The sequence below is a fragment of the Pedobacter sp. genome, from assembly GCF_035566355.1.
GTDB lineage: Bacteria > Bacteroidota > Bacteroidia > Sphingobacteriales > Sphingobacteriaceae > Pedobacter.
Map to the genome: position 1 here is coordinate 1 of NZ_DATMRL010000452.1, position 6,157 is coordinate 6,157.

The 6,157-nt window shown below is 39.9% G+C and carries 7 protein-coding genes and 1 riboswitch; of the genes, 5 read left to right on the plus strand and 2 right to left on the minus strand.

The window, feature by feature from the left end; translation table 11 throughout:
- Positions 1 to 216 (plus strand): phosphoribosylformylglycinamidine synthase subunit PurQ (locus VNZ46_RS17425; RefSeq protein ID WP_325561317.1); only part of this gene is annotated, 216 nt, incomplete at its 5' end.
- A gap of 63 nt (positions 217 to 279) precedes the next feature.
- Here the strand turns inward: VNZ46_RS17425 and VNZ46_RS17430 are convergent.
- Both VNZ46_RS17430 and VNZ46_RS17435 read right to left on the minus strand, forming a co-directional pair.
- Positions 280 to 546 carry a hypothetical protein gene (locus VNZ46_RS17430; protein WP_325561318.1) on the minus strand — a complete coding sequence of 89 codons (267 nt, stop codon included), beginning with the start codon at positions 544 to 546 and terminating at the stop codon, positions 280 to 282.
- Positions 547 to 635: 89 nt separating this feature from the next.
- A complete protein-coding gene (locus VNZ46_RS17435) occupies positions 636 to 1,130 on the minus strand; it encodes a lipocalin family protein (protein WP_199075318.1) in 495 nt (164 codons plus the stop codon).
- A gap of 111 nt (positions 1,131 to 1,241) precedes the next feature.
- Between VNZ46_RS17435 and VNZ46_RS17440 the strand changes: the two genes are divergently transcribed.
- The 4 genes from VNZ46_RS17440 to VNZ46_RS17455 form a co-directional block, all read left to right on the plus strand.
- Entirely contained in the window at positions 1,242 to 2,357 is a 1,116-nt protein-coding gene (locus tag VNZ46_RS17440; RefSeq protein WP_325561319.1) for a trans-sulfuration enzyme family protein, read from the plus strand.
- A 167-nt stretch (positions 2,358 to 2,524) separates the two neighbouring features.
- Positions 2,525 to 2,638: riboswitch (SAM riboswitch) on the plus strand.
- 283 nt (positions 2,639 to 2,921) lie between these two features.
- Positions 2,922 to 4,226, plus strand: a complete 1,305-nt coding sequence (locus VNZ46_RS17445; protein ID WP_325561320.1) for an O-acetylhomoserine aminocarboxypropyltransferase/cysteine synthase — start codon at positions 2,922 to 2,924, stop codon at positions 4,224 to 4,226.
- A 31-nt stretch (positions 4,227 to 4,257) separates the two neighbouring features.
- A complete protein-coding gene (locus tag VNZ46_RS17450) occupies positions 4,258 to 5,316 on the plus strand; it encodes a homoserine O-acetyltransferase family protein (RefSeq protein WP_325561321.1) in 1,059 nt (352 codons plus the stop codon).
- On the plus strand, positions 5,317 to 6,157 hold an 841-nt coding region (locus VNZ46_RS17455), incomplete at its 3' end, for a homoserine dehydrogenase (protein WP_325561322.1). It lies immediately after the preceding gene.

Below are 6,157 nucleotides of genomic sequence, written 5' to 3' on the forward strand. Positions count from 1 at the left end.
TATCAAACTTACCCGGCCAATCCGAATGGATCTGACTACAATACGGCAATGATGTGCGACAACACAGGAAGACACCTGGTGATGATGCCGCATATTGAACGTTCATTATTCCAGTGGCACTGGGCAAACTATCCTGGGGGCCGTAAAGACGAAGTATCTCCGTGGATGGAAGCCTTTGTTAATGCCCGGAAGTGGGTGGAAGAGAACCAGGCCTAAGAAACCTGTTCAATTTATACCAAAAGGGGTTTATGAAAATATTCATAAACCCCTTTTTGATTTTTAATCTTCTTCTTCCAGATAAATTTCGTGCACAAGGAACTTAACCTTATTGCTCGGTTCAAGAAGCTCGGTCACATCTTCTGAATGAATGCTATAAATCGTTTCTGCTGCATCTGGTATTTCTGAATTGGGAATAAGTTCAAAAAATTTAACCACCATTCCTGCATCCAGTTCCACTACTTTTACATAGTTCACGCCGTTATCCTTCCAGTCTTTTAGTATTTGAGCCGTAAAGAGTACATAAGGGTTTTTATCCTCGTTTTCCATACCGTAAAAGTAAGACAAATTTACGGGTACAAAAAAAAGGGGCTTAACCAGAGCCCCTTTTCAACCTAAACCAAATATACTAACCAAAATTATTTTGCTGCCTTAGAGAAATTCATGACCACATAAGCGGTGGTATTTCCATACTCTATAGGTGATTTTATCACTAAATTGTTATCTGATGTCGAAGCCAGTACCATCCTGTAGCCTGAAGTCACATTTTTTGCTTTATCGCCTTCATATATTTTTTTGAACTGAAAAGTCTGATCGCCAGTACTAACTGACCAGAATATGGTCTGTGTCTTCGCGGCACATTCATTTCCTCCTGGCAAAGAATAACTTCCATTACCACTATTGGTTAAACGCCATGTACTTCCAATAAAGCATTTATAAGAAGGCTCATCAAACAGAGACCTTACCGCAATAGATGGAATACCTTCAAAAGTTATATCATTTAATACCCAGTTACCTGTTACGTTTCCTCTTTTCAGATTAGCAGAAGCGGAACTGTTTTTGGTGGTTGAGCAACTTTGCAAAACCATTAATGAACTGCACAAAATGGCTGCTATAACTAATATTCTTTTCATGTTCTTTATTTTGATTGGAACAATGCATAAATCTTGCCAAAAAAACTGCAGTTCTCATTTTATCCTATAAATTTGTTGTATCTATACGAATCAACCTAAATTCTTCATATAATGAAACCTGAAACCCTGGCTATACATAGTGGAAACCTCATAAAAAGCGCGACTGGCGATGTTACTTCTCCGATCAGCTTGTCTACAACCTTTCTTCGGGATGAGCACGGGAATTATCCAGGCGGTCATATGTACAGTCGTGTCAGTAATCCGAACAGAAATGCACTGGAAAAAGTGCTTACTGAATTGGAAAAAGGTCAGGATGCATGTGCATTTTCTTCTGGAAATACAGCTGGAATGGCCGTTTTCCAGGCTTTAAAGCCTGGAAGCCACATTATTGCACCCGATGATATGTACTGGGGTTTTAAGAAACAGTTACAGTCCATTTTTGCAGACACTTTGACCTTTGATTTTATCGATCTGACAGACACAGCACAGATTGAAGCCTATATAAAACCAAATACTGTACTGATCTGGGCAGAAACACCTTCTAATCCCCTGCTAAAAATTACAGATATTGCGGTCCTTGCTGAGATTTCAACAAAGCATGGGCTAATTTTTGCCTGCGACAGTACCTTTGCATCTCCTTCCCTGCAAAATCCACTGTTACTCGGCGCTGATCTGGTGATGCATTCCACTACAAAATATATTGGCGGACACAGTGATGTTTTGGGCGGGGCCCTAATCACTGCAAAAAAAGATGCATTTTGGGAAAAGATTAGAAATATTCAGCAAATAGGTGGTGCGGTTCCCTCGCCATTTGATTGCTTCCTCCTACTCAGAAGTCTTAAAACTCTGGCGTATCGTATGCAGGGTCATTCGTCCAATGGCCTGACATTGGCCAGATTTCTGGAAAAACATCCAAATGTTGAAGCTGTCTATTATCCTGGTCTTTCCTCGCACCCGGATCACAAGATTGCCAGTAAACAAATGAGTGCTTTTGGAGGCATGCTATCTATTTTGGTAAAAGGAGGAGCAGAACAAGCCAGAGCTATGGTTAATAAAGTCAGGTTATTTGCTCAGGCCACAAGTTTAGGTGGTGTAGAGAGTTTGATTGAGCACCGGGCTTCTGTAGAAGGTCCGGACACCAAGACGCCACAAAACCTGGTGCGCATCTCTGCAGGGCTCGAACATATTGATGATTTAATCGCAGATTTAGAACAGGCACTGGCCTAAGGAATAATATTAAGTTGCCTATTTAATATTAACCTAATTTAATTGTCTATACCGGCATTATTTATAAAATTTTCAGAATTTTATTTTGCATGTAATTTTTTATTACTACATTTGACGCATAATCAGCGAATAGCTGACAAAGTCAATACCTCTATAAGTGAAGGTTTGATTTATAAAGAAGTGGCGAGAGACAGGCTCCCTGACCCACTGGCAACCCTACCTAATGGAAGAAGGTGCCAATTCCTGACCAGATAACAGGTGTTATCATGGAAAGATAAATTTGAACTAAGATGAACATTAACAACATTAAAATCCGCAATAGCGAATATCAGAAGTCTCCCAATCCAACTGTTGAAGTAAATTCAAACAGAGCTTCTATTTGTTGTAATTCAATGCCTGCTATTTGTATGTGCTGCTGCATATACTAGAATCAAAAAATCTTCCTTTTTGTAGCTCTATCAAATCCGGAAGGCCTTCCAACAGAAGGTACGCTTTAATCCTGTACTTTAGAAATTCCTAAAGTCTGTTCAACAAACAATAGCAATACACTTAACTTAAGATTACATGTCAACATCATATAAATTTGAAACCCTACAATTGCACGCTGGACAAGAAATAGATCCTACAACTGGTTCCAGAGCAGTCCCTATTTATCAAACTACTTCATACGGTTTTAAAAACTCTGAACACGGCGCAAATCTCTTTGCCCTGAAAGAATTTGGAAACATCTATACCCGGATTATGAATCCAACAACAGATGTTTTCGAAAAACGTGTAGCGGCATTGGAAGGCGGAGTAGCTGCTCTGGCCGTAGCTTCCGGGCAAGCAGCACAATTTATTGCTTTGAATAATATACTACAGGCCGGAGACAATTTTGTATCTTCTTCACATTTATATGGAGGATCCTATAATCAGTTCAAGGTGGCCTTTAAACGATTAGGCATAGAAGTCCGCTTTGCAAATGTGGATCACCCTGAAGAATTTATTCCTTTAATTGACAAGAATACAAAAGCCATTTATCTGGAGACCATCGGCAATCCTTCATTCAGTATTCCAGATTTTGAGAAGATTGCAGGTATAGCAAGCAAACACGATCTTCCTCTGATTGTAGATAATACATTTGGAGCTGCCGGCTATTTGTTCCGTCCTTTGGAACATGGAGCTCATGTTGTTGTTGAATCTGCAACAAAATGGATTGGGGGTCATGGTACCAGCATTGGCGGCGTAATAGTTGACGGAGGAAACTACAACTGGGGCAATGGAAAGTTCCCTCAGTTTACAGAACCCTCTGAAGGTTACCACGGCCTTGTATTTAACGATGTATTTGGCAGCAATGGTCCTTTTGGAAATATCCAGTTCGCCATCCGTGCCCGGGTAGAAGGATTAAGAGACTTTGGTCCGGCCCTATCTCCTTTCAATTCATTTCTATTAATTCAGGGACTTGAAACTTTATCCCTTCGGGTACAGCGTCATGTAGACAATACCTTAGCTTTAGCTGCCTGGCTGGAAAATCACCCTTCAGTAGCCAAGGTGAATTACCCGGGACTGGAAAGCAGCCCTTATCATGTCAATGCAAAAAAATACCTTAAACATGGGTTTGGCGCAGTACTTTCTTTTGAGCTAAAAGGCAGTAAAGAAGATGTAACAGCGGTGGTAGACAATCTTAAACTGGTAAGTCATCTGGCAAATGTTGGAGACGCAAAAACATTAATCATACAACCCTCTGCAACCACTCACCAACAATTAAGTGAGGCTGAACAGGAAGCTGCAGGTGTAAGTGCTACACTCTTGCGTGTTTCTGTAGGTATAGAGCACATAGATGATATCAAAGCCGATTTTGAGCAGGCTTTCAGTAAAATTAATCCGTAATACCCTGCTTAAAATCAACAAACAAAACAAAATGAGTACGACGAACACCTATAATTATACAAAGCTTTTTAAACTGGAGAGTGGTAAAAAGCTCCGCGGTTTACAGATCGCCTATCATACTTATGGCAAATTAAATGCGAAGAAAGATAACGTGATCTGGGCTTGCCATGCCCTTACTGCGAATGCAGATGTGCTGGACTGGTGGAAGGGTTTATTTGGAAGTAATGCACTGTTTAATCCTGAAGAACACTTTATTGTTTGTGCAAATGTAATCGGCTCTCATTACGGCACTACAAACCCTTTAAGTACCAATCCTGCAACCGGCCTGCCCTATTATCTGGCATTTCCGGAATTTACCATACGGGATTTCGTAAAAGCTCACCAGCTTCTGGCTGATCATCTGGGAATTCATGAACTGAAAGTACTGATTGGTGGTTCATTGGGTGGACAGCAAGCATTGGAGTGGGCAATTTCAGAACCTAATAAAATAGAAAACCTGATCCTGGTAGCCACCAATGCCGTACACTCACCATGGGGAATCGCCTTTAATGAAAGTCAGCGCCTGGCCATTAGTGCAGACCGTACTTTTTACGCACAACAGCCAGAAGGTGGACTAAAAGGCCTCAAAGTAGCAAGAAGTATTGCTTTATTATCTTACAGGACTTATGATGCCTACGCTTCTACTCAATTGGAAAGCGTAAATGATAAAACAACTGGTTTCAGGGCTTCCTCTTACCAAAACTATCAGGGAGAAAAACTTTGTAAACGTTTCAATGCCTATAGTTACTGGTACCTGAGCAAAGCCATGGACAGCCATAATGTTGGCCGTGGCAGAAAGAGCATTACCGACGCCTTAAACGATGTAAAGGCAAACACATTGGTTATTGGTGTGGAAAATGACGTATTGTTTCCGGTCAATGAACAGAAATTCCTTGGTGATCATATTAAAGGAGCAGAATTTCACAGCATTAATTCAGCATATGGCCATGATGGCTTTTTAATAGAGACCGATACTTTAACAAATGTTATCGGCAATTTTTTAAAGGAAAGTATAAATAAAAAAATAATTAAACTACATAAAACAGCATAGATGAGTAAGAAGCTTAAAATTGGATTATTTGGTTTTGGAGTGGTTGGGCAGGGACTGCACGACATTATTAAAGGACAAGACCTTAATCTGGAAATTATAAAAATTGCCATTAAAAACCCGGACAAAAAAAGGAATCTGGATGCCCGCCTGTTTACAACAGACCACAATGAATTACTGGACAATCCGGAAATCAATACTATAGTTGAATTAATTGATGATGCAGAAGTTGCTTTCAATATTGTGAAGAGAGCATTAACCTCTGGAAAACACGTCGTTTCAGCCAATAAAAAAATGATTGCCAATAACCTGGCAGAACTGGTTGAACTACAGGAAAAATACGGAGCATCTTTGTTGTATGAAGGTGCTGTATGCGGAAGTATCCCAATCATCAGAAACCTGGAAGAATATTATGACAATGAATTACTACATGGCATCAGTGGTATTTTCAATGGCTCATCTAACTATATTCTATCCAAGATCTTTAATGAAGGATTGGATTACAATGTTGCTTTAAAGCAAGCGCAGGATCTTGGTTTTGCTGAAACTGATCCAATTCTGGACGTAGGAGGTTATGATCCTAAGTTTAAACTGGCTATTGCCACAGCACATGCTTATGGCTTGTTCATTGATCCGGATAAAATATTAAACGTAGGTATTCAGCACCTTTCTGCCAATGATATTAATTACGCAAGGGAAAAGAATTTCAAAATAAAATTAGTCCCTACTGCAAGAAAGATCAGCACACGTCAAATCATAACTTATGTATTGCCAAAATTTGTAAAGTCTGACGATTTCCTGTTTAACGTAGAGAATGAATACAACGGAGTAACTGTACAAGCGG

Excerpts from the sequence above, each read along its gene's own strand:
- VNZ46_RS17440 (WP_325561319.1), top strand. The coding sequence starts at position 1,242 with ATGAAACCTGAAACCCTGGCTATACATAGTGGAAACCTCATAAAAAGC.
- VNZ46_RS17450 (WP_325561321.1), top strand. The coding sequence starts at position 4,258 with ATGAGTACGACGAACACCTATAATTATACAAAGCTTTTTAAACTGGAG.
- VNZ46_RS17430 (WP_325561318.1), bottom strand. The coding sequence starts at position 546 with ATGGAAAACGAGGATAAAAACCCTTATGTACTCTTTACGGCTCAAATA.
- VNZ46_RS17445 (WP_325561320.1), top strand. The coding sequence starts at position 2,922 with ATGTCAACATCATATAAATTTGAAACCCTACAATTGCACGCTGGACAA.
- VNZ46_RS17435 (WP_199075318.1), bottom strand. The coding sequence starts at position 1,130 with ATGAAAAGAATATTAGTTATAGCAGCCATTTTGTGCAGTTCATTAATG.